At 44.7% G+C, this 18,155-nt stretch carries 19 protein-coding genes, 3 tRNA genes and 1 other RNA gene; 12 read left to right on the top strand and 11 right to left on the bottom strand.

Features of this window, described 5'->3' with window-relative positions; translation table 11 throughout:
• Window positions 1-192: 192 nt before the first annotated feature.
• From PHS53_03205 to PHS53_03190, 4 genes are all read left to right on the top strand, one after another.
• Window positions 193-483 (top strand): hypothetical protein, encoded by a 291-nt coding sequence (locus PHS53_03205; GenBank protein MDD5357124.1) that lies wholly within the window; start codon window positions 193-195, stop codon window positions 481-483.
• On the top strand, window positions 483-785 hold the full coding sequence (locus PHS53_03200; protein MDD5357123.1) for a hypothetical protein: 303 nt from the start codon (window positions 483-485) through the stop codon (window positions 783-785). The genes PHS53_03205 and PHS53_03200 overlap by 1 nt, the downstream gene beginning before the upstream one ends.
• 422 nt (window positions 786-1,207) lie before the next feature.
• Window positions 1,208-1,612: a hypothetical protein gene (locus PHS53_03195; GenBank protein MDD5357122.1), complete on the top strand. Its 405-nt coding sequence runs from the start codon at window positions 1,208-1,210 to the stop codon at window positions 1,610-1,612.
• Window positions 1,609-3,000 carry an MBL fold metallo-hydrolase gene (locus PHS53_03190; GenBank protein ID MDD5357121.1) on the top strand — a complete coding sequence of 464 codons (1,392 nt, stop codon included), beginning with the start codon at window positions 1,609-1,611 and terminating at the stop codon, window positions 2,998-3,000. Before PHS53_03195 ends, PHS53_03190 begins: the two co-directional genes overlap by 4 nt.
• Window positions 3,001-3,048: 48 nt before the next feature.
• On the opposite strand, the gene rplT is transcribed toward PHS53_03190, so the two are convergent.
• The 4 genes from rplT to PHS53_03170 all read right to left on the bottom strand — a co-directional run bounded on the left by rplT (window position 3,049) and on the right by PHS53_03170 (window position 5,548).
• Window positions 3,049-3,393, bottom strand: coding sequence for a 50S ribosomal protein L20 (gene rplT, locus PHS53_03185; protein MDD5357120.1), 345 nt, complete (start codon window positions 3,391-3,393; stop codon window positions 3,049-3,051).
• A gap of 4 nt (window positions 3,394-3,397) precedes the next feature.
• Window positions 3,398-3,586: a 50S ribosomal protein L35 gene (locus PHS53_03180; GenBank protein ID MDD5357119.1), complete on the bottom strand. Its 189-nt coding sequence runs from the start codon at window positions 3,584-3,586 to the stop codon at window positions 3,398-3,400.
• A gap of 232 nt (window positions 3,587-3,818) precedes the next feature.
• The gene (gene infC / locus PHS53_03175) at window positions 3,819-4,409 is read right to left on the bottom strand and encodes a translation initiation factor IF-3 (GenBank protein ID MDD5357118.1); all 591 of its coding nucleotides are present in this window, start codon (window positions 4,407-4,409) and stop codon (window positions 3,819-3,821) included.
• A gap of 32 nt (window positions 4,410-4,441) precedes the next feature.
• Window positions 4,442-5,548: a phospholipase D-like domain-containing protein gene (locus PHS53_03170; protein MDD5357117.1), complete on the bottom strand. Its 1,107-nt coding sequence runs from the start codon at window positions 5,546-5,548 to the stop codon at window positions 4,442-4,444.
• 108 nt (window positions 5,549-5,656) lie between these two features.
• Between PHS53_03170 and PHS53_03165 the strand changes: the two genes are divergently transcribed.
• Window positions 5,657-7,240 carry a HAMP domain-containing sensor histidine kinase gene (locus PHS53_03165; GenBank protein ID MDD5357116.1) on the top strand — a complete coding sequence of 528 codons (1,584 nt, stop codon included), beginning with the start codon at window positions 5,657-5,659 and terminating at the stop codon, window positions 7,238-7,240.
• A gap of 161 nt (window positions 7,241-7,401) precedes the next feature.
• On the opposite strand, the gene ssrA is transcribed toward PHS53_03165, so the two are convergent.
• Together ssrA and smpB are read right to left on the bottom strand one after the other, a co-directional pair.
• Window positions 7,402-7,799, bottom strand: a transfer-messenger RNA (tmRNA) gene (ssrA, locus tag PHS53_03160).
• Between the two features lie 46 nt (window positions 7,800-7,845).
• Complete coding sequence (gene smpB / locus PHS53_03155; GenBank protein MDD5357115.1) at window positions 7,846-8,292, bottom strand: SsrA-binding protein SmpB; 447 nt, start codon at window positions 8,290-8,292, stop codon at window positions 7,846-7,848.
• A 119-nt stretch (window positions 8,293-8,411) separates the two neighbouring features.
• Between smpB and PHS53_03150 the strand changes: the two genes are divergently transcribed.
• Both PHS53_03150 and ftsH read left to right on the top strand, forming a co-directional pair.
• Window positions 8,412-8,750, top strand: a complete 339-nt coding sequence (locus tag PHS53_03150; protein MDD5357114.1) for a hypothetical protein — start codon at window positions 8,412-8,414, stop codon at window positions 8,748-8,750.
• A gap of 67 nt (window positions 8,751-8,817) precedes the next feature.
• The gene (gene ftsH / locus PHS53_03145) at window positions 8,818-10,758 is read left to right on the top strand and encodes an ATP-dependent zinc metalloprotease FtsH (protein ID MDD5357113.1); all 1,941 of its coding nucleotides are present in this window, start codon (window positions 8,818-8,820) and stop codon (window positions 10,756-10,758) included.
• Between the two features lie 32 nt (window positions 10,759-10,790).
• Here the strand turns inward: ftsH and PHS53_03140 are convergent.
• A tRNA-Ile gene (locus PHS53_03140) sits at window positions 10,791-10,863 on the bottom strand.
• Between the two features lie 120 nt (window positions 10,864-10,983).
• Between PHS53_03140 and PHS53_03135 the strand changes: the two genes are divergently transcribed.
• On the top strand, window positions 10,984-11,484 hold the full coding sequence (locus tag PHS53_03135; protein ID MDD5357112.1) for a hypothetical protein: 501 nt from the start codon (window positions 10,984-10,986) through the stop codon (window positions 11,482-11,484).
• Between the two features lie 38 nt (window positions 11,485-11,522).
• Here the strand turns inward: PHS53_03135 and recG are convergent, their stop codons facing one another.
• Window positions 11,523-13,871: an ATP-dependent DNA helicase RecG gene (gene recG, locus PHS53_03130; protein MDD5357111.1), complete on the bottom strand. Its 2,349-nt coding sequence runs from the start codon at window positions 13,869-13,871 to the stop codon at window positions 11,523-11,525.
• Window positions 13,872-13,885: 14 nt separating this feature from the next.
• On the opposite strand from recG, the gene PHS53_03125 reads away from it, so the two are divergent.
• Together PHS53_03125 and PHS53_03120 are read left to right on the top strand one after the other, a co-directional pair.
• Window positions 13,886-14,617: a hypothetical protein gene (locus tag PHS53_03125; GenBank protein MDD5357110.1), complete on the top strand. Its 732-nt coding sequence runs from the start codon at window positions 13,886-13,888 to the stop codon at window positions 14,615-14,617.
• Window positions 14,618-14,734: 117 nt separating this feature from the next.
• Window positions 14,735-15,532, top strand: a complete 798-nt coding sequence (locus PHS53_03120; GenBank protein ID MDD5357109.1) for a hypothetical protein — start codon at window positions 14,735-14,737, stop codon at window positions 15,530-15,532.
• Between the two features lie 169 nt (window positions 15,533-15,701).
• On the opposite strand, the gene PHS53_03115 is transcribed toward PHS53_03120, so the two are convergent.
• Window positions 15,702-15,788: transfer RNA gene (locus PHS53_03115), tRNA-Ser, on the bottom strand.
• A 133-nt stretch (window positions 15,789-15,921) separates the two neighbouring features.
• Here PHS53_03115 and PHS53_03110 point away from each other — a divergent pair.
• Both PHS53_03110 and mscL read left to right on the top strand, forming a co-directional pair.
• A tRNA-Ser gene (locus PHS53_03110) sits at window positions 15,922-16,010 on the top strand.
• A gap of 33 nt (window positions 16,011-16,043) precedes the next feature.
• Window positions 16,044-16,448, top strand: a complete 405-nt coding sequence (gene mscL / locus PHS53_03105; protein ID MDD5357108.1) for a large conductance mechanosensitive channel protein MscL — start codon at window positions 16,044-16,046, stop codon at window positions 16,446-16,448.
• On the opposite strand, the gene PHS53_03100 is transcribed toward mscL, so the two are convergent.
• Together PHS53_03100 and PHS53_03095 are read right to left on the bottom strand one after the other, a co-directional pair.
• Window positions 16,445-17,140 (bottom strand): 2-C-methyl-D-erythritol 4-phosphate cytidylyltransferase, encoded by a 696-nt coding sequence (locus PHS53_03100; GenBank protein ID MDD5357107.1) that lies wholly within the window; start codon window positions 17,138-17,140, stop codon window positions 16,445-16,447. The genes mscL and PHS53_03100 overlap by 4 nt on opposite strands.
• Window positions 17,137-18,114: a hypothetical protein gene (locus PHS53_03095; protein ID MDD5357106.1), complete on the bottom strand. Its 978-nt coding sequence runs from the start codon at window positions 18,112-18,114 to the stop codon at window positions 17,137-17,139. Before PHS53_03095 ends, PHS53_03100 begins: the two co-directional genes overlap by 4 nt.
• Window positions 18,115-18,155 lie beyond the last annotated feature (41 nt).

Genomic DNA, 18,155 nt, shown 5'->3' with positions numbered 1-18,155 from the left:
TACAAAGAAGCCCTCCACCCGAGGGCTGATTTTTGTCACGCAAAAATCATGTCGAAAGATTTTTAGCTAGTGCGTAAAAATTTTCGACATAAATTTAATAGTTCTTTTGTGTTTAGTTCTTTCACATGGTCATTGTGCAGTTTGAGATTTTTTGGGATTTGCGGCCTACGGGTCCAGAAAGGGGAAAAGATCATGGCGTGGAAACTTGTAACGTTCTCGACCGATCGAAAGGATAAGTCCGGTTTCACTTCTACCGGTATTCTCGTCACTGTCACTGTGCAGAAAGGCAAGAGGGAGCTAGTCAAGGGAGCTGGCGCAGATCCTGATCCATTCCGTGCGGGCTGGCTAGCGGTTGAGAATGCTACCGGCGTCACTCCAAATGGACATGTCCCGACAGCAGGTCTTGAAGAGTATCTTGCGGTCTGCGTGAAGGAAGTGAATGGTATCGAGCGCACGAGGCAGAAAAGGAGGGAGAGGAAGTGATGAACAACCAGGACGATTTTGTGATTTCGGGAAACTTGAACCCTGACCAAGAGCATGCCCTACGAAATTGGATTCATATTGCGCAAGTGCATGAATCAGTCCAGTGGGAAAGGTTTTTCGTCACGATAAACAAGGGAATTTCTTCTGCGCTTGGAGATCCTTGGATGGCGACGGTTACTGCGCTCTCGGAGGCTGATGAAATCCAGAAAATAGGGGTTTCCTCGGACGGCCACGATCCTTATCATGCAATCGCAAGAGCGATTGAGGATATGTTTCCTTTTTGTAAGTTGGGCATAGAGTGATACCAGCGCGTCAGCGCTGGTTTTTTATTTGTCCGTATTCTTTTTTCTTTCTTTGTGTGTTCTCTTGCTGTTTTGAATTTGCATTTTATATAAGAAGAATATAATGAGGGTAGGGTTATTTGAGGTATTTTCTAGATTAAATTTATATTCAGGGAGCCATTTCTTTGTGTACGCTTTGGCGCACACTCGGCGGCACCCACCTAGTTCACACTAGGGGAATACCCGAATAATCCTATAAAGAACACCGCTTTTACGGCGTTTTTTGTTGCCTTTTTTCTGCTATCCCGTTAGAGATATGTTGTTGTGAATTGAAATACGGATTTAAAAAGAAGAAGTACATTATTTTCCAAAGCGAAATGTGTGTTATTACGGAAACGCTTCCGAGACGTTTCCTATCTCTAACGGGATGGTACAATGAGGGTATGAAAAGAAATTCACTGCTTTATACTTCCCTCGGCCTTTTTTTGCTCACTGCGATTCTCCATATTTTGGCGACCGCCTTCTCTATTTATTGGACTCTTCTTTGGTTTGACTCGGTTGTCCACGGATTCGGAGGAATGGCTCTCGGTTTTTTCGCTATTTGGATCGGCACTCCTTCGAGAGAAACGTATACTTCACCATTTTCTTTCCAAATATTTCTTCTTGTTCTTGGCGGGACTCTTTGCGCCGGACTTCTTTGGGAATTTTTTGAATACAGCACAGGCATCACATCTCTCTTGTCCCGAAATTACGTACCCGATACGCTCGGAGATTTAGCTATGGATGTTGTGGGAGGCCTGGCAGCTCTTGTATATACAAGCATTACTCGCAAAGCACTTTTCTCATGACGAGCGGGAATCATTCGAAACTTACATTTTGGGGAGGAACGGGGCTTGTGACTGGCGCGAATTTTCTCCTTGAAATTCAGAATGACAATGCGAAACCTCTCCGTATTCTTGTTGATTGCGGATTCGTGCAGGGAGGAAGTGATTCGCACGAATTGAATGCAAAGAATTTTTCTTACGACCCCCGCTCCATCGATATTCTTTTTATCACTCATGCTCACCTCGATCATGTCGGGAAAATTCCGAAGTTGGTGAAAGATGGTTTCAAAGGAATTATTTATTCTACCTCTATGACTCGCGAGCTTGCGCAAGTGATTCTCGAGGATGCTGCTAAGCTCCTTGTTCGCGAAGCGGGGAATAATCCGAAAAATGTTATTTACAATGAAGAGGATATTCTCTCGGCAATGAGACTCTGGAAAGATATTCCATATCATACGAAAACAGAAATAGGCTCCGGCGTGAGCGTGTATTTGAAAGATGCGGGGCATATTCTTGGTTCAACTATGTACGAATTCTCTCGAAATGGACGAAACATTGTTTTTACGGGAGATTTGGGTAACTCACCAGATCTTTTGCTTCCGGATACTGAAAAAATTACCGATGCGAATTATCTTGTTATGGAAAGTGTGTACGGCGACCGCAATCATGAATCAAAGGAAGATAGACGAGCAAAATTTATCAGGATTGTAAAAGAAAACATCGCTCGAAAAGGCGTGTTGGTGATTCCAGCCTTTTCTCTTGAAAGAACACAGATTGTGCTCTATGAACTTGATGAAATGATCGAGCGGAAAGATATCCCTGCTGTGCCGGTATATCTTGATTCTCCGATGGCAATTCGGGTTACGGAGATCTACCGAAGAGCAATGCCGGAAGGTTTTAATGAGGGAGTGAAAAAAGATTTCGCATCTGGCGATGATATTTTTAAGTTCCCGGATTTGAGATTTACCTTGACCACTGATGAATCAAAAGCGATTTTACATGCGCCGAATCCAAAAATTATTATCGCCGGTTCGGGAATGAGCAATGGCGGACGAGTGATTCATCATGAGAAAAACTATCTTCCGGACCCGAACAATACTCTCCTTATGATGGGATATGAAGCTGTGGGGACGCTCGGAAGGGAACTTATGGACGGAGCAAAGAGTGTAAATATCATGGGAGAAAATGTTGAGGTGAGAGCGCGAGTGGAAAATATTCAGGGTTATTCTGGGCACAAAGATTCTGATCATCTCATTGCGTTTGTCGAAGACACCAGAGAGACAGTTGAGAGAGTCTTCTGTGTCATGGGCGAGCCGAAATCATCGCTTTTCCTTGTACAAAGATTGCGAGACTATGTCGGAGTGAATGCAATGATGCCCAAACTTGGGGACAGTTTTGATCTTAATTTTTAGAAGGAAAAAGCCCCGCCGAGAATACGGCGGGGCTTTTTTGAATTTTATTTAAATTGCTTTTGCCACGAGCTTCTTCATTGTCTCTGGATGAAACTCGATAAGGTCTGCCATGATCTTTCGGTCAACCATAATGTTTTTCTTTTTCAAAGCGCCGATGAATTTACTATATGAAGAACCATTTGCTTTGAGGTACGCGCCGATCTTTACGTTCCAGAGCATTCGATAATCATTCTTCTTGTCCTTTCGGTGCGCGAATGCGTATTTACCTGCATGATAAAGCGCTTCGTAAGCAGCTCGCTCATTTTTTGAACGTCGAAAACGATATCCTTTTACTTGTTTGAGGACATTTCGTCGTGTCTTTAGCGCATTTACTCCTTTCTTTACTCGTGTCATTGGATTATCCGATTATAAATCTTGCTCGATCTTTGTTGCTAATAGGAAATGGGAAATCAGCTCCTCGGCGTTTTGCCATTTGAGCTCGTCGTGATTCTTTCGCATTAAAGTGGTTTTGGCCCGCTTTTCGAGCAGTAATTTTGCCGTTTTTGCTCACTTTTAGGCGCTTCATGTATGACTTGTTTGTCTTCATATATGCAGATGTTTACAAGGCGTTATCTTATATGAAAACGCATATTTTGTCCAATTATTCAGGGGGACGAGGAACATCTCACAAAGACAGTCCGCAGGCGAGGTTGCATGGTCCGATGTGGTGTAATTTTTGCTTCGGACAAAAACTATACCACAGCGGAACCCGCCGAGGATGAGGAAAAAAGCCCGCTGGGGCTTTTTTCTGCTGTCTTTGTGAGATGTTCGGAGTCTTTTTATGCCTTTGGGGCAGGAGTTTCAGGTTTCGGCACAATTGGGGCTGCCACAGGAGCTTTTTTAGCCATAAGGCTCTGCACTCCGCCTGTTCCTTTTTCAACAATAATAGTGATACCCTTTGGACTTTTCGTCGGGCCATCGGCAATGCGGAATTCTTCGGTGATGAGCATAAGGACGCGGTTCAAGCGTTCTTTCAGGAAATTAAAATCCATGTATTTTGCCCGGCCGGAAAGGAAGAGGTCGATTTTGATTCGGTGTCCCTCTTTGAGCCACTTACTAGCATTTTTTGCTTTGAGATTGAGGTCGTGATCGCCGGTGCCGATCTTCACTTGAAGTGTTTTCATCTCGATGATGTGCATCTTTGACTTTGCCACTTTCGCTTTTTTATTTTCGTCGTATTGATATTTTCCGAAGTCGGTAATTTTAGCGACGGGGGGAACTGCGGTGGGGGAAATTTCGATAAGGTCGAGTCCGAGCGCCGCCGCTTTGTCCATCGCGTCTTTGAAGGAAATCACGCCAAAATTCTCGCCCTCGGGACCGATGACGCGTAATTCTGCTGCTCGTATTTGATGATTGATTCTAGCTTTCAATTGTGATGTGTTTAATAAGGTTTCTAATGAATTTAGAGAAATCGATGAAGAGGGTAACTTAGGTACTGAAGCATCTTATCAAAGAATGGCCGATTTTTCCATTCTGAATAAATTACTTCACGGGATGTCTTCAAATCTGTTTCAAAATGTCCGGCGAGCTCGTCCACGAATTTTTTATCCGTACTTTCGATATTTGCCTCATAATTCCAGAGAAGGCTCAACGTGTCGAGGTTCAAGCTTCCAACTGTTGCCCATTTTCCGTCTATGACCACTGTCTTTGCGTGGAGAATCGCATTTTGAAAAAGAAATACTCGGATGCCTGCTTTGAGTGCTGGTTCAATATATGAATATGCCGCGATATTGAAAAACATCACATCAGATTTTTCTGGAATGATAAGTTTTACCTCGACTCCTCGTTTTGCGGCGAGCCGGAGCGCTCGGAAAAGCCGGCCATCAGGGATGAAGTAGGGAGTTGTGAGAAGGATGGAATGTCTAGCGCTTCGAATATTATCCACGAGTACGTGATAGATGTGTCTTTGAAAAAAATGAGGGACGTTGGTGAGAAGATTAAATTTCTTGATTCTTCGAAACCATTTACGGAGAAGAAAAATATTTCGGCGTTTCGACTTGTTCCAGATATCATCGAAATTCGTTTTGATTGCGTCTACGATATCTCCGGTGATGGAAAGATGCGTGTCTCTCCATTTTCGAATGTCTTTGCGTATTCCGACCCCGCCAATGAAAGCCACTTTATTATCGATGACCATAGTTTTTCTGTGGTTTCTGAAATACCAAGCAGTGAAATTTGATACCCGCCAAGGACTTACGATATTGAAAAATCGCACTTTTGCTCCCGCATCGCGCAATTTTCCCGGCCATTCTGAACTAAAGAAATCAAAGCTTCCCACGTGGTCGCAAAGAAGCCGGATCGCCACACCTCCTCTGGCTTTAGCAATAAGTTCTTTGAAAAACTCAATACCGATTTCGTCATTACTCCAGATGTACTGTTCGATTTCGATGCTTTTTGTCGCGCCTTTTATCGCTTCAAGCATCGCGTTTTGAGCCGTCTCACCGGAAAGGAAAAACTTCCAAGATGTTCCATTTCCAAAGACTTTTTCTATTATGCCAGTTTTTGACATCCAACCAGTATACTCCCACCCGGACTTTTAAAAAAGTTAGCGCGGGGGCGTCAGAAAAAGAGGACAAAAGTGGAAAACCTTTCCTGCGATTCTGCTATTATAGAGTGTATGGAATTTCTCAATGCATTAGCACAAGATCAATCTGCTTTGATTTTCTTGGCTTATCTTGCGTCTGCGATTTTACTTTTTCTTCTGACCTTTTTTGTTTTGGTGAAGGAATCTTCAAAATCAGCGAATGTCTCTTTTTTCATTTCTGCCCTCTGCCTCGTACTGTTTCTCTTAAGCCGGGCTTTCGCTCTCGCTTCTTTTGGATCTTCCGTAATAGATTGGGCGTTTATTTCGAAATTACTGATTTTCGCGTCATTTCCTTTTGCAATACGCACCCTTCTTTCTTCTTTCAACAAGACTCGCCTAGAGGATGTCGTTTCTTATCTTACGCATGTTTTATGTTTCGGAACAATCCTCTGCCTTCTTTTCTTGCCGAAAGAACTTGCGGAGAAAATGTATTATGCTTTATTTTTTAATCCTTTTCCTTCGAATATCGATATTATCTCCACGCTTCTCTTCTTTTTCGTCCTTTTCTTTCTTTTTTGCCCCGCCGCTTACGCGCTTATAAAAAGATCTTATATTGATGCACTGCTCAAGAAACAATTTTGGTGTCTCTGGTTTTTCTTTTTGTTTTTCTATTTCGTAACTCTCTTCCTTGTTCTTCCATCTTCTCAATTTTCAACTTCTTTGCTGCCGCCGGCACTTTTTGGACTTACCGCCCCTCTTCTTTTTTTGGCGCTCCTGCGCTATGAACTTTTTGGCGTCAAACTCATGTCACGGCACTCGCTTCTTCCCGCTTTCACTGTTTCTTTGGTCATAAGTATTCTCGTTCTCGTGAATTTTTACGCGGTCACTATCCAGAATTTTTTCGGAATTTTTCCAAGCTCCGTCATTCCCGTTGCATCGATTGTACTCGCCATTATTGTCGGCTGGACTCTTTGGTGGAGGGAAAGGAGATTGGATCGATCGAAATTTGAGTTCGTGAACGTTGTCACTCACCAATTTAGAAATCCATTAACCTACATTAAGTGGTCGCTTCAGGAACTTCGGAAAGAGCAGACACAGACAGAACGCACGGCTTCTCTTAATCAGATAGAAGAGGGGAATGAACGCTTGGTAGAGCTCGTGAATATTTTGGTCGGGATTTCCAAAGCCGAAGACTCCTTTTCGTATGTTCTTTCCGCTGTATCACCTAGAGAAATAATCGAGGAAGCGCTTTCGCAGTACGCGCTCAAGATGCGACAAAAACAGATCACTCTTTCTATTTCTATCGGAGAGGATTTGCCTCTCCTCACCGCTGATCTCAATCGGTTGAAATTAGTCATCCATATTCTCCTTGAAAATGCTATGGCTTATACTCCGGAGCATGGTTCGATATCTGTGTCGGTGCAAAGAAAGGAGCACTCCGTCCTTTTTGCATTTCGAGACACTGGTATCGGAATTTCCAAAGAAGATATGGGAAATATGTTTAAAAATTTCTACAGAACTCCGGAAGCGCAAGCGGCAGACACGACTGGAATGGGGCTGGGGCTCTATATCGCGAAAAGTATTATTGAAAGACATGGCGGAAAAATTTGGGCGGAATCTGCCGGGAAGGGGAAGGGCTCGACTTTTTATGTGGAGTTGAAGTTTTCGGGGGTGTAGATGGGGGATCGTTCCTTACAGGAACAGTACCCCCGATGGAGATTTTTTACGTTCGATTACGAACTTAAAAATCTGCTCATCGGGGCTTCGATTCCCGCACAAAAGCGCCCCCGCGCTTTCTCGTCCCACAAATTAAAAACCACCCGAAGGTGGTTTTTAATTTGTGGAGATGCCGGGAATCGAACCCGGGTCCAGAAGGTTTCCTTGAATGGATCTACAAAGGCTAGTTTATTTTTTCCGCTTTCGCGGATTTCGAACTCGTCCGTCTAGAATAAACAAAACCGAACGCGTTCTAGTCTCATTGGCTTTTGGCCTTCAAGTACGGCTCGAGACTGTCCATACTTTATCCCGAAAAATGACACTTCACATTCCTCTATCGGGAAGTCGAAGAGGGAAGCGTCGCTTAGGCTATCGCGTAAGCGAAATCGTTTGCTCCAAAATATGGAGAAGCGATCTTTTGTGCAACTTTTGCAGTTGACTTTTGAAGCGGATTTAAGAGTCACTTCAGCTCTCCTTTGCGCATACAAAGGGGAATCTCCTGTCTATGCCGATCATCCCCCCAAAATATTAAGCGAGCTTAATATTTTGGGGGAACGACGATTTTTTTATTCTCCTTTCAAAGTTCTCTGAACCTCGCGATCGGTATCGCGTTTTTTGATAGACTCGCGTTTATCAAATTTCTTTTTTCCGCGCACTACCGCGATTTCTACCTTTATCGTACGCTTTTTATTATACATCGAAAGTGGCACTATTGTCAACCCTTTTTGTTCGGCCGTTTTTGTGAGTTCTAGAATCTCCTTTTTTGTGAGAAGTAGCTTGCGATTCCGGCGCTCTTCGTATTCAGCCGGAGTGTTTTTCGGCTGTAATGGCGTAACTCCTGCTCCTATAAGAAACGCTTCACCCCCACGGAGTGTTACATGCGAGCCATCAAGCGTTGCCCGTCCAGCGCGGATAGATTTCACCTCAAAACCTAAAAGCTCGATTCCTGCTTCGAATCGTTCAAGAATTTCATAATTGAAATGGGCCTTTTTGTTGGTGACGAATGTCGACATGAACTCAATAGTAGCAACCGAGAAGTGTTTTGACAAAATTTATTAGGAGGCATACTCTAGGGTCTGGCTAGTCTTTTGGGGAGGTTTACATGTTCGAAAAATGCGGTTTTTGGTTTGTTATGGCCAGTACCTACTTTTTTCTTGCCCTTGTAATCTGTTTCTTTTTTGTCTGGCCAGCGGAGAGAAAAAAGAAGAAACAGAAGCGGGAGGACGCGAGGAAAAGGGAAAATGCTCGCCGGCGTCTCCGGGAACATCGCATGTCTTGTGATCAGTGCCCGGACTGCGGAGGGGGAACGGTTTTGCTTGAGTACGATGGAGGAGCGTACTGTCGTTCGCTGGAAGACGAGATGTTTCATCTTGGATGCAAGGAATGCGAGAAAGATTTTCTCCTCATCGTCATCAGGACTTCTTCCGTCTCGATTGACGCTTCCGAAGATGGAGATATATTCGCAGTGTAAGCTTTTCGTTGGTACGGAAAGCTTATTTTTTTGAAAAAATTTCAAAAATAGATTATACTGGGCTTTCATGGATCCATACGATAAAAAGCCTAATAATAAGGGGAATCGAAAGAATACGAGACGTGCTCCTGAGGGGAGTAAATTCTGGCGCAATATTATCACTATTCTTTTGGTGTTTCTTCTTCTTGCCAGCCTCTATTCTGTGATAGTCGAGAATCAGAGCAATATTCCTACGATCGCCATTTCAGAACTTGCTCAAGATATCAATCTCGGAAAAGTTTCTTCAGTCACCGTGGAGGGCGACACTTTGAATATAGAATATAAAAAGATCGGAGATGCGCCAGCCGAAAAAAAGCTAGCGCAGAAAGAAAATGATACGGCTTTGACTGATACGCTTGCTCATTACGGAGTTGATCTCAACAAAGCGAAAGATGTGAAGATCGAGGTGAAAGATGCAAGTGGATTTCTCGTATGGGTTGGAATACTCTTGCCCTTCTTCGGTCCGATCATTCTTATCGTCGTATTTTTGTGGTTTATGACCCGGCAAGTGAAGGGTTCCGGGATGCAAGCATTTACTTTTGGGCAGTCGAAGGCTCGGCTCATTTCTCCCCACGATAAGAAACAGCGAGTTACCTTTAAAGATGTTGCGGGAGTGAAAGAAGCGAAGCAGGAACTTTTCGAGATCGTAGATTTTCTCAAAAATCCGAAGAAATTTCTTGATATCGGTGCGAGAATTCCGAAAGGAATTCTTCTTATGGGTGCACCCGGAACGGGGAAAACTTTGCTTGCTCGAGCAGTCGCCGGAGAAGCTGGAGTTTCATTCTTTTCTATTTCAGGTTCTGAATTCGTCGAGATGTTCGTGGGTGTCGGAGCATCCCGTGTTCGTGATCTGTTCAAAATGGCGAAAAGCGCCGCACCAGCAATAATTTTTATAGACGAGATTGATGCTGTGGGCCGTTCCCGAGGAGGCGGAGTTGGTGGAGGAAATGATGAACGAGAACAAACCTTGAACCAGATTCTTGTGGAGATGGATGGATTCGAACCGAATGAAAAAGTGATTGTGATGGCAGCTACAAACAGACCTGATGTTTTGGATCCCGCACTTTTGCGACCCGGACGATTTGATAGGCGAGTGGTGCTTGATCTGCCTGACCGAGCTGATCGTCTTGAGATTCTTCACATTCATTCCAAAGAGAAACCGTTTGCGGAGGATGTGAAGCTTGAAGTGATTGCCGAGCGAACTCCCGGATTTTCTGGCGCTGATTTGTATTCTCTTATGAACGAAGGAGCGATTCTTGCAGCTCGGGAAAATAGGACGAAAGTCGCTCAATATGATCTCATCCGCTCGATTGAAAAAGTGATGCTCGGTCCCGAAAGAAAATCTCATATTCTTTCAACTCGTGAAAAAGAAATTACTGCGTATCACGAAGCTGGTCATGCGATCATTGCTTCAGTTTTGGAATATGCCGATCCGGTACACAAAGTTTCTATCATTTCACGTGGGAGGGCTGCAGGGTACACCCTCAAACTTCCGCTTGAAGAAAGGAGACTCCAGTCGAAGAAAGAATTTTTGGATGATATTGCAGTGTCTCTCGGAGGATATGTGGTGGAAAAAACTATTTTTGGCGATCTTACAACTGGTTCCTCAAATGATTTGCAAGTCTCAACCTCTCTTGCGAGGGATATGACTACAAAATATGGAATGTCTGAAGTGATTGGTCCTGTTGCCCTCGAGTCATCTCCCGGACTTTCTCCTACAGGCAAATCATTTATCGACCGAGATTATTCTGAAAAGACAGGAAGCGAAATTGATAAAGAAGTGCTTGAACTTATGAATAAACAGTATGCACGAGCTCTCGAGACGATTACGAAACATCGCGAAGCTTTGAATGCGATTGCAAAAGAACTTATTATTGTTGAGACCATCGAACGAGCAGAATTCGAAAAAATTCTCATCGCAAACGGCATCATTCCAAAGAAGAAAAAAATCATTGAGCCGGAGGTATAAAAAAAGCACCGCTCACGCGGTGCTTTTTTCTGTACGCGCGGAGGGATTCGAACCCCCGACCCAGCGAGTATAAGTCGCTTGCTCTACCAACTGAGCTACGCGCGTATGTTCCACATGGTATAGAAAAAAGGACGCTTTCGCAATCACTTCCATGATTGACTCTCTTTTCTTTTTGAGTACTCTTACTCTAGGAACTCGCTCTTTAAGAGCAGAAAGGGGGTCATCATGCTCGTCGTAATCCATTGTCCGGATGTAAAGGAAAGTGGTACTGCCGCGCGGGGCATCGAAGAAGCCATGATTCTCTCTCTTCAGCTCGAAAGAGCTTTCTCTTCCAGAGGGTACTACGAGACTCTCCGTTTGAAGAGGAAAGGGAGGAAGCATTTATTGCGCGGGTGTCTGCTCTTTCCCTGGAATCTTGGGGTTGGAGTAAGGACTTTAGGTATGTTTCTGGCACAGAGCATAAAGATAAAATATCTTCCCTTCATGCTCCCTCCGACTTCTTTGTGTGAAATTGGGGGTGAACGGGTGCTTCGGCGCATTGCCGCGATGCCTTTTGACCGGTATGACCCACTTGTCCTTATTGTAGATAAAGAATATGCAAATTCTTTTCCTTCCGATCTCATTGCTTCCCATGGGATGCCCGTGCCAACGAGGAAATTGATGTCGGGAGAAGGAATTATTATAGATACAGATCTCTGGGATTGGAAGCCTCTAGGTCCGTACTAATCATGACAGCGCTTTCTTACAGGCTGTTGTGATTTTTTCTATTCAAAATGAATTTTTTGTTTCTGTGATTCCATCCTCGCTTTGAGAAGGGGAGCGTCTTTGAGTTCCGGATTACTCGCGATAATATTTTTCGCTTCGAGACGCGCCGCTTCCACCATTTTGATATTTTTTATCGCTTCCATCGCGAGGTCGCTCACGCCCCATTGTTTTCCTCCCGAGAGAGAGCCCGCTCCGCGCAGTTTCAAGTCTTCTTCAGCCAGTTCGAATCCATTTTTTGCAGTTTTGAATGCTTTTAATCTGTCGATTGTTTTCTGCCCGTTACTTTCCGTAAAAATGTAGCAGTACGCTTGGTGATTGCTTCGAATGACACGTCCTCGAAGCTGGTGAAGTTGTGCTAAGCCAAAACGCTCCGCCCCCTCGATGACGATGACTGTCGCATTCGGAACATTTACTCCGACTTCGACGACTGATGTCGCGACGAGAATGTGAATATTGTGGGCGGTAAACTCTGCCATGATGTCATCTTTCTCTTTTGGCTTCATCTTGCTGTGAAGAATTTCTATTTCGTATTCTGGAAATATTTTTTCTTTGAGCCTTTTCGCTTCTTCCTTTACAGACTTTGCTTGGATTGCAAGTTCTTTGTCTGGGTCCGGTTCATCAATCCGTGGACAGATGATATAGACTTGCCGGCCGGCTTTTAATTCGGTGCGAATTTTCTCGTAAGTTTTTTCTCGTTCATTTGGAAGCACAACTTCGGTGATGATTGGCTTTCGTCCAACAGGCATTTCATCGAGAAGAGTGAGGTCGAGATCGCCGAAGATAGTGAGAGCGAGTGTGCGGGGAATTGGAGTCGCTGTCATCGAAAGAAGGTGGGGGAGGACGTCATCTTTTCTTCGCAATTTTTGCCTCTGCGCCACTCCGAAGCGATGCTGTTCATCAATAATAATGTAAGCAAGATTTTTAAATTTTACAGCTTTCTGAATGAGTGCGTGCGTGCCGATAAGAATTGGAATCTCTCCAGCCTCAACCCATTTCAGGAGCTGGTTTCTTGAAATGTCCGTATATCCCGACGAATCTACTTTAGAAGGAAATTTCTTACAGCCACTCGATGTAATAAGCGCGATGTTTATCGGCAGATGTCTGAAATACTGAATGAATGACTCGAAGTGCTGTTTTGCAAGAATTTCCGTTGGTGCCATATAAGCGACTTGGAGTCGCCCAAAATCTTGCCCTTTTGGTCGAGTCGTGATCGCTGTATATACAGTTGTCGCAGCAACAGCTGTCTTTCCAGAACCCACATCTCCTTCGAGAAGACGGGACATCGGATGCCCGCTTTTGAAATCATCGAGGATATGAGAGATGGCTTTTCTCTGTGCATTTGTTGGCTCGAACGGGAAACGTTTGATAAATGTTTCGATTTCTTTCGGATCACGGTTGATGATGAATGAATCTTTTTTCTGATACTCAATGCGTTCGCGTTCATTTTCAAGCTGGATGAAAAAAACTTCTTCAAATGCAAAACGCTTTCGCGCAGCTTCGGCGTGGCTCTGTTCTTTTGGCGCGTGCATCCAGACGATTGCTGTGGCAAGTGTGGGGAGACTATATTTTTTCAAAATTACTTCTGGAATCGGATCGACGAGCGTTTCCAGAATTCCGGCCTTAAATATTTTCTGTATAGCGTGATAAATCCAGTTTGAAGTAATACCTCGGCTTTCCGGGTACACAGGATAGAGTGTATGTGCTTCTCCCTCATCGCCAAAAAGATTTTCTCCGACGCCAATCGGCAATTTTCCGACAGGTTCGATTTTTGGATTGCTGAAATAAAGCTCATTTGTTTTTCTTCTTGCAGAGACTTTTCCTTCAACTCTCACAAGCGAATCTTCTGCGACCATTTTTGCAATGTAGGGCTGGTTGAACCAGACGGCCTGAATTTTCCCAGTCTCGTCGCTCACAGTCGCCTTCGCCATTGTCATTCGCGTCTTAAATCCTTTGCTGGCTTTCAGTCCATTGATTTTTCCAAAGATAACAGCATTCTCTCCGGCGACGAGAGAGCGGATCGATTTCATCTCGGACGTATTTCCATATCGAGCAGGGAAGTGATAGAGAAGCTCGCGAACTGTCTTGATTTTTAATTTAGAGAAAGCAGCCTTTTGCGTGGGCACAAGGCGAAAGTGTTTTTCGAGTAAGTCTTCGGGGGGCATGGCAATTATCATATCAGGATACATTCTTTTTTTCTTGCTTTTCGTCGAAAGAAGTGGCATGTTGAAAGCGGATTGCCCCGCCTTGGGCACAAAAGAAATGAAATGCTTGCCACTGTCTGAAACTTTGGCGTAGCGGATTTGGATGGGACTTGAAGCCCGACGAATCCCATTTCTTGGAAAAGGCACGGAGGACCTTTGTCATGAGTACATCTTTGGTGAACACCGATCTGACGGCAGTTTGCAGGCTCATTGTTCGTTATGAGAAGGATCAGAATCGCCTGCTCAATGTGTCGCAGGTATCTTTCTTCCTGCTCATCGCGGTCTTTCTGGTCAAGTTCTATCTTTGCCTGATCACCATCCCGCTGTATTGCCTTTTCCTTTGGAAGTTCGGGGAATACAAGGATGATTACACGGAGAAGGAGGAACTCCCCGAGGTGTATTGGGCATTGCTGGGACTCATCGCTTTCGTCCTTCTCGGAGGAAGCTGCGTCCTGAATTATTACGGCTTCGGCTTCGCCAGCCTCGCGCTTTCGGGGTGGCTTATTATCGTCACACTTATTCTCACGATGATACTCCTTTCTCTTTGGGAAGGGAGATATTGTACGAAAAGATGGGATCTTATGTCGAAGCATAAGATCGGAGATATCTGCAGCGCTCTTTGCATCACTGTTGAAGATATTGCGAAGAAGGACGATGAAGGGTTTCGCAAGTTTGTTGACGACAAGCTTTTAAACGAGGCGCTCGAGCTCGTCAGGTGCCAGGCGTCTCTAAGAGAAGGCGCTTCTTCCGACAATGGACCCCGCGCTGTTCTTCTGCGCGCAACACTCCAGGGAAAGTGTGCCGTACTCCACAAGGGAAGACTCACAGACTACGATGTTCCCGCACTCTGCGACAGGGCGATGCGGTCTGTTGAGGGATTGCCGGTAGCGTAGACGCGAACTGTTACCAGTATTGTTTTCAATCAAGCTCATGCAAAAATACCGCATGAGCTTTATTCTTGCTTTTTTTCTAAAAAATGGTATCGTAATGCTCGGATGCTCTTCTAGGAAATGTGTACTCGATACGGTCTGAAGCCGTATTTGGTGAATCTCGGTGGGGCCAGAAACCTCAGGATTCCTTTTGCGAAGAGAGCTGGGAGGTACTTTGTTATGACGAATGATGATGCTGCTGACGCACTCATCCAGGTTTGCAAGCAGATGAGGGAGCTTCGTGCAAAAAGGAGGGTGCGATTCGTGCTTGCGGTCGTACTGTTCACCTTCGGTATATGCGCATTTTCGTCGCATACGTCTTTTGTCCGAGGGCTCCTGGAAGATACGAGTTTTCCCTTTTCGCCCTGGGCATGGGTTTGGGGGATTGTTTCGTGCTACTTTGGGTGGATAATGGCTCGAAGAGAGGCTTTGTACAGGGAGAAAGAGGATGACTTATTCCAGGATCGCCATTTTGGGAAATTGTTTGCGATTTTGAAAATAGCTTCGTCGAAGGTGGAGATCTCGGTTAAGAGTATGGCAAAGATGAAGCCTGACGATCTTCTCCTTGCCTCGGAAGCTGCTCTCGTTGAATTTGCCTTCAGGAAGGTTGTATTGGAAAATTCCGAGAAGATTTATCCACCCGCCCTCCTCCGAGAGTTCGTAGAGGGCGCCGGATTAGAATTCAAAAATGCGCGTAGTTTTCTTTTTGAGCGCAACCTGACGAAAGGAGACGACGGCTACTATTACAGCATGGCGGAGAGGAACTTCCGAAGTGGCGATGTGAATAAAGCTCAACAGAAAATCCTCGCGCGCCTCAGGATGGAGGGTGCTTTCGGTAACCGCCGTTCTTTGCGGCTGGACATCACTCGTTTGACGTAACCTTATAACGAATCGAAATGCCTGAGCGGAGAAATCTGCTCGGGCGTTTTTTTATTGCGGAGGAAGTGAGATTCGACCCTTACAGGGTCAGTACCCCGATTGGATTTTTCTTTGAAAAATGCTCAATCGGGCTTCGAATCTCACTTTAAAACTTTGTTTTAAACTCCTGCGGAGGAAGTGAGATTCGAACTCACGGAACCAATTAAGGCTCGGCGGTTTAGTAAACCGCTGGTTTAAACCACTCACCCATTCCTCCAGATTTCCTAGTTTAGCATAAAGCTAAAGACGGAGGGAGTTTCTAAACGGCTCAACGGTTTTTCTTGTCAATTCGTTTGTTTCTCCGTACTCATGGAGAAAAGCGAAAAAATATGTTACTCTGTTTGAATTCTGGAGACGTGTCAGAGTGGTCTAACGTACCTCTTTGCTAAAGAGGCAGGGGCTTTAAACCCCCTCGAGGGTTCGAATCCCTCCGTCTCCGCCGCTGTAAATATGATAAAATAATCCCATGTCCATCCTCAAAGAATTCAAACAATTTTTGCTTCGCGGAAATGTCGTTGATCTCGCAGTTGGCGTTGTTGTTGGTGCTGCTTTCGGAACAGTCGTATCGGCGCTCGTGAAAGATATTTTGACTCCATTTATTTCTGCGATTGCAAAAGTGCCTGATTTTGGCGGTCTCGCATTTACGCTGAACGGCAGCAAGTTTCTGTACGGCGATTTTCTGAACGCCCTCATTTCGTTTATTTTAGTCGCGGGAGCAGTTTTCTTTTTCATCATCAAACCGATGAATGTTCTTGTCGCGCGAAGCAAAAAAGGTCCTCCAGCGGACCCTACAACAAAAAAATGTCCGGAATGTTTGAGCGAAATTCCGCTCGAAGCAAAACGTTGCTCGCATTGTGCACAGCCGGTCGTTTCCTAATTTTTTCGCAACAGCGCTTCTATCGTAAGAGCGTCGTGAGGATAGGTGAGTTTTATATTTTCCGGGTTTGACGCCACGAGCGCAACTTTTTTTCCAATACGCCGAACCAAATCAACCATCGCTCTGTCTTTCACGTGAGCTTTCTTCCCCGCATCGAGGGCTTTCTGTAAAACTGCGATCCGAAACGCTTGCGGACTTACTGTGTAGCCAAGTTCTTGTCGTTCCAGTACTTTTTCTATGAAATTTTCTTTGCGAGTGAACACCCGGTAAATAGCAGGAATAAATGCCGTTGCTGCTCCATACTTTTTTGCGGAAAGAAGCGTTTCTCGAATCAGAGGTGCTTTCGTAAGGGGAGAGATACCGTCTTGAATAACTACTAATCCTTTCTTTGGGAATGTGCCGAGAGCGTAAGCAATACTTGCGTGCCTGTCTTCTTTCGCAAAAAGAATGTCTATGCGTTCGGGAGGAATTTTTTTCAGGAATTTTATATGCTCGTGTTCTTTCTCTGGAAACACGATTGCAATTTTTTGTACCTCCGGCATTTTAAGATACGTTTCAAGCGCCCAAAGAAAAAGAGGTTTGCCTTTTGTTTTTACAAACTGTTTCAAATTTTTCCCAGATGAATAGCGCCTACCTTCTCCTCCTGCGAGTAGGATGGCGTAGACGGGAAGTGATCCTGATTTTGCGGTCATTTTTTTGAAAGCTCTTTAAGGAGTGTTTTGATTTTTTTCTCCGTTTCCTTTCTATTTCGGTTGGAAGGATAGAAAATTGTTTTTGCGGTTGGCGCGGACTTTGCGTCCAAGACTTTTTTCAGATTCCAATCTCGCCAATTCGAAATTTTCTCGCTCTCGTCAAGGATTTTCCCGAAAAGCGGTTCGTCCATTTCCGCCTTTACTCGCTCCCAGCCGATTTTCGGATCAATTTTTTGGGCGTGCTCATTTACTTGTGATTCTCCGCGGAGAAGGATCACTGGCTTTTCGCGAAACCAAAATGGCGCTGCGACGGATCCGGAACCCCCGCACACAGTGCGCTCGCAAAATGCGCACGCTTCGAGGAACTCTTCTTGGGTGGTGAGAAGCTTTATCTCTTTTTTCTGCCGTACAAGATCTAAAAAAGGAGTAAGAATGTTCGGAGGAGTATAGGGGTGAAAAGAGAGATAAGCATCTACTTCCGGTTCAAGGCGCGCGAGAATATTGAAAAAGTTGTCGTAATGATTCCAGTGGCGAAAGCAGGTTGAACCGAAGAGAATGGAATTTTTCTTTACGAGCAAATCGGGGACTTCAAAAAGAAACGTAAATCCCACCGGCTTTATTTTTTCAGGATTGATTTTGAATTGCCGGTGCTTGTTTTCTTGCGTTAGACCCGGCTGGAACACCATGTCGAAATAGGTATTGATGCAATGAGCTTTTCCAGGGTCAAGATATGGCCCGAATGTCATTCCATGCTTGGTGAGGACTTGCTTGCCTTTCAGAAGCGGGTGGAGATGATAGAAAATATCGCTGAAAAACCAGATAACGTCTTCGCTATCTTCTTTCAAAAGCTCCGGAGAAAATGTTTCCGTAAAGATAGTGCAGGGATAAGTGACGAATTCTCCGCCCAGAAGATCATGGAGGAATTTGTAGTGGATCTTTTGATGTTCCACTCCGACAAAATACTTATATTTCATATCGGTATCCTAGCGTAGAGTTGTGTTGATTTCAAACCCCC

Source organism: Candidatus Paceibacterota bacterium, assembly GCA_028714635.1.
Lineage (GTDB): Bacteria > Patescibacteriota > Minisyncoccia > Phycocordibacterales > JAQTLZ01 > JAQTLZ01.
This window is presented reverse-complemented; position numbering and strand designations above follow the sequence as displayed.

Excerpts from the sequence above, each read along its gene's own strand:
- PHS53_03205 (MDD5357124.1), top strand. The coding sequence starts at position 193 with ATGGCGTGGAAACTTGTAACGTTCTCGACCGATCGAAAGGATAAGTCC.
- PHS53_03200 (MDD5357123.1), top strand. The coding sequence starts at position 483 with ATGAACAACCAGGACGATTTTGTGATTTCGGGAAACTTGAACCCTGAC.
- PHS53_03195 (MDD5357122.1), top strand. The coding sequence starts at position 1,208 with ATGAAAAGAAATTCACTGCTTTATACTTCCCTCGGCCTTTTTTTGCTC.
- PHS53_03190 (MDD5357121.1), top strand. The coding sequence starts at position 1,609 with ATGACGAGCGGGAATCATTCGAAACTTACATTTTGGGGAGGAACGGGG.
- rplT (MDD5357120.1), bottom strand. The coding sequence starts at position 3,393 with ATGACACGAGTAAAGAAAGGAGTAAATGCGCTAAAGACACGACGAAAT.
- PHS53_03180 (MDD5357119.1), bottom strand. The coding sequence starts at position 3,586 with ATGAAGACAAACAAGTCATACATGAAGCGCCTAAAAGTGAGCAAAAAC.
- PHS53_03170 (MDD5357117.1), bottom strand. The coding sequence starts at position 5,548 with ATGTCAAAAACTGGCATAATAGAAAAAGTCTTTGGAAATGGAACATCT.
- PHS53_03165 (MDD5357116.1), top strand. The coding sequence starts at position 5,657 with ATGGAATTTCTCAATGCATTAGCACAAGATCAATCTGCTTTGATTTTC.
- smpB (MDD5357115.1), bottom strand. The coding sequence starts at position 8,292 with ATGTCGACATTCGTCACCAACAAAAAGGCCCATTTCAATTATGAAATT.
- PHS53_03150 (MDD5357114.1), top strand. The coding sequence starts at position 8,412 with ATGGCCAGTACCTACTTTTTTCTTGCCCTTGTAATCTGTTTCTTTTTT.
- ftsH (MDD5357113.1), top strand. The coding sequence starts at position 8,818 with ATGGATCCATACGATAAAAAGCCTAATAATAAGGGGAATCGAAAGAAT.
- PHS53_03135 (MDD5357112.1), top strand. The coding sequence starts at position 10,984 with ATGCTCGTCGTAATCCATTGTCCGGATGTAAAGGAAAGTGGTACTGCC.
- PHS53_03125 (MDD5357110.1), top strand. The coding sequence starts at position 13,886 with ATGAGTACATCTTTGGTGAACACCGATCTGACGGCAGTTTGCAGGCTC.
- PHS53_03120 (MDD5357109.1), top strand. The coding sequence starts at position 14,735 with ATGTGTACTCGATACGGTCTGAAGCCGTATTTGGTGAATCTCGGTGGG.
- PHS53_03100 (MDD5357107.1), bottom strand. The coding sequence starts at position 17,140 with ATGACCGCAAAATCAGGATCACTTCCCGTCTACGCCATCCTACTCGCA.
- PHS53_03095 (MDD5357106.1), bottom strand. The coding sequence starts at position 18,114 with ATGAAATATAAGTATTTTGTCGGAGTGGAACATCAAAAGATCCACTAC.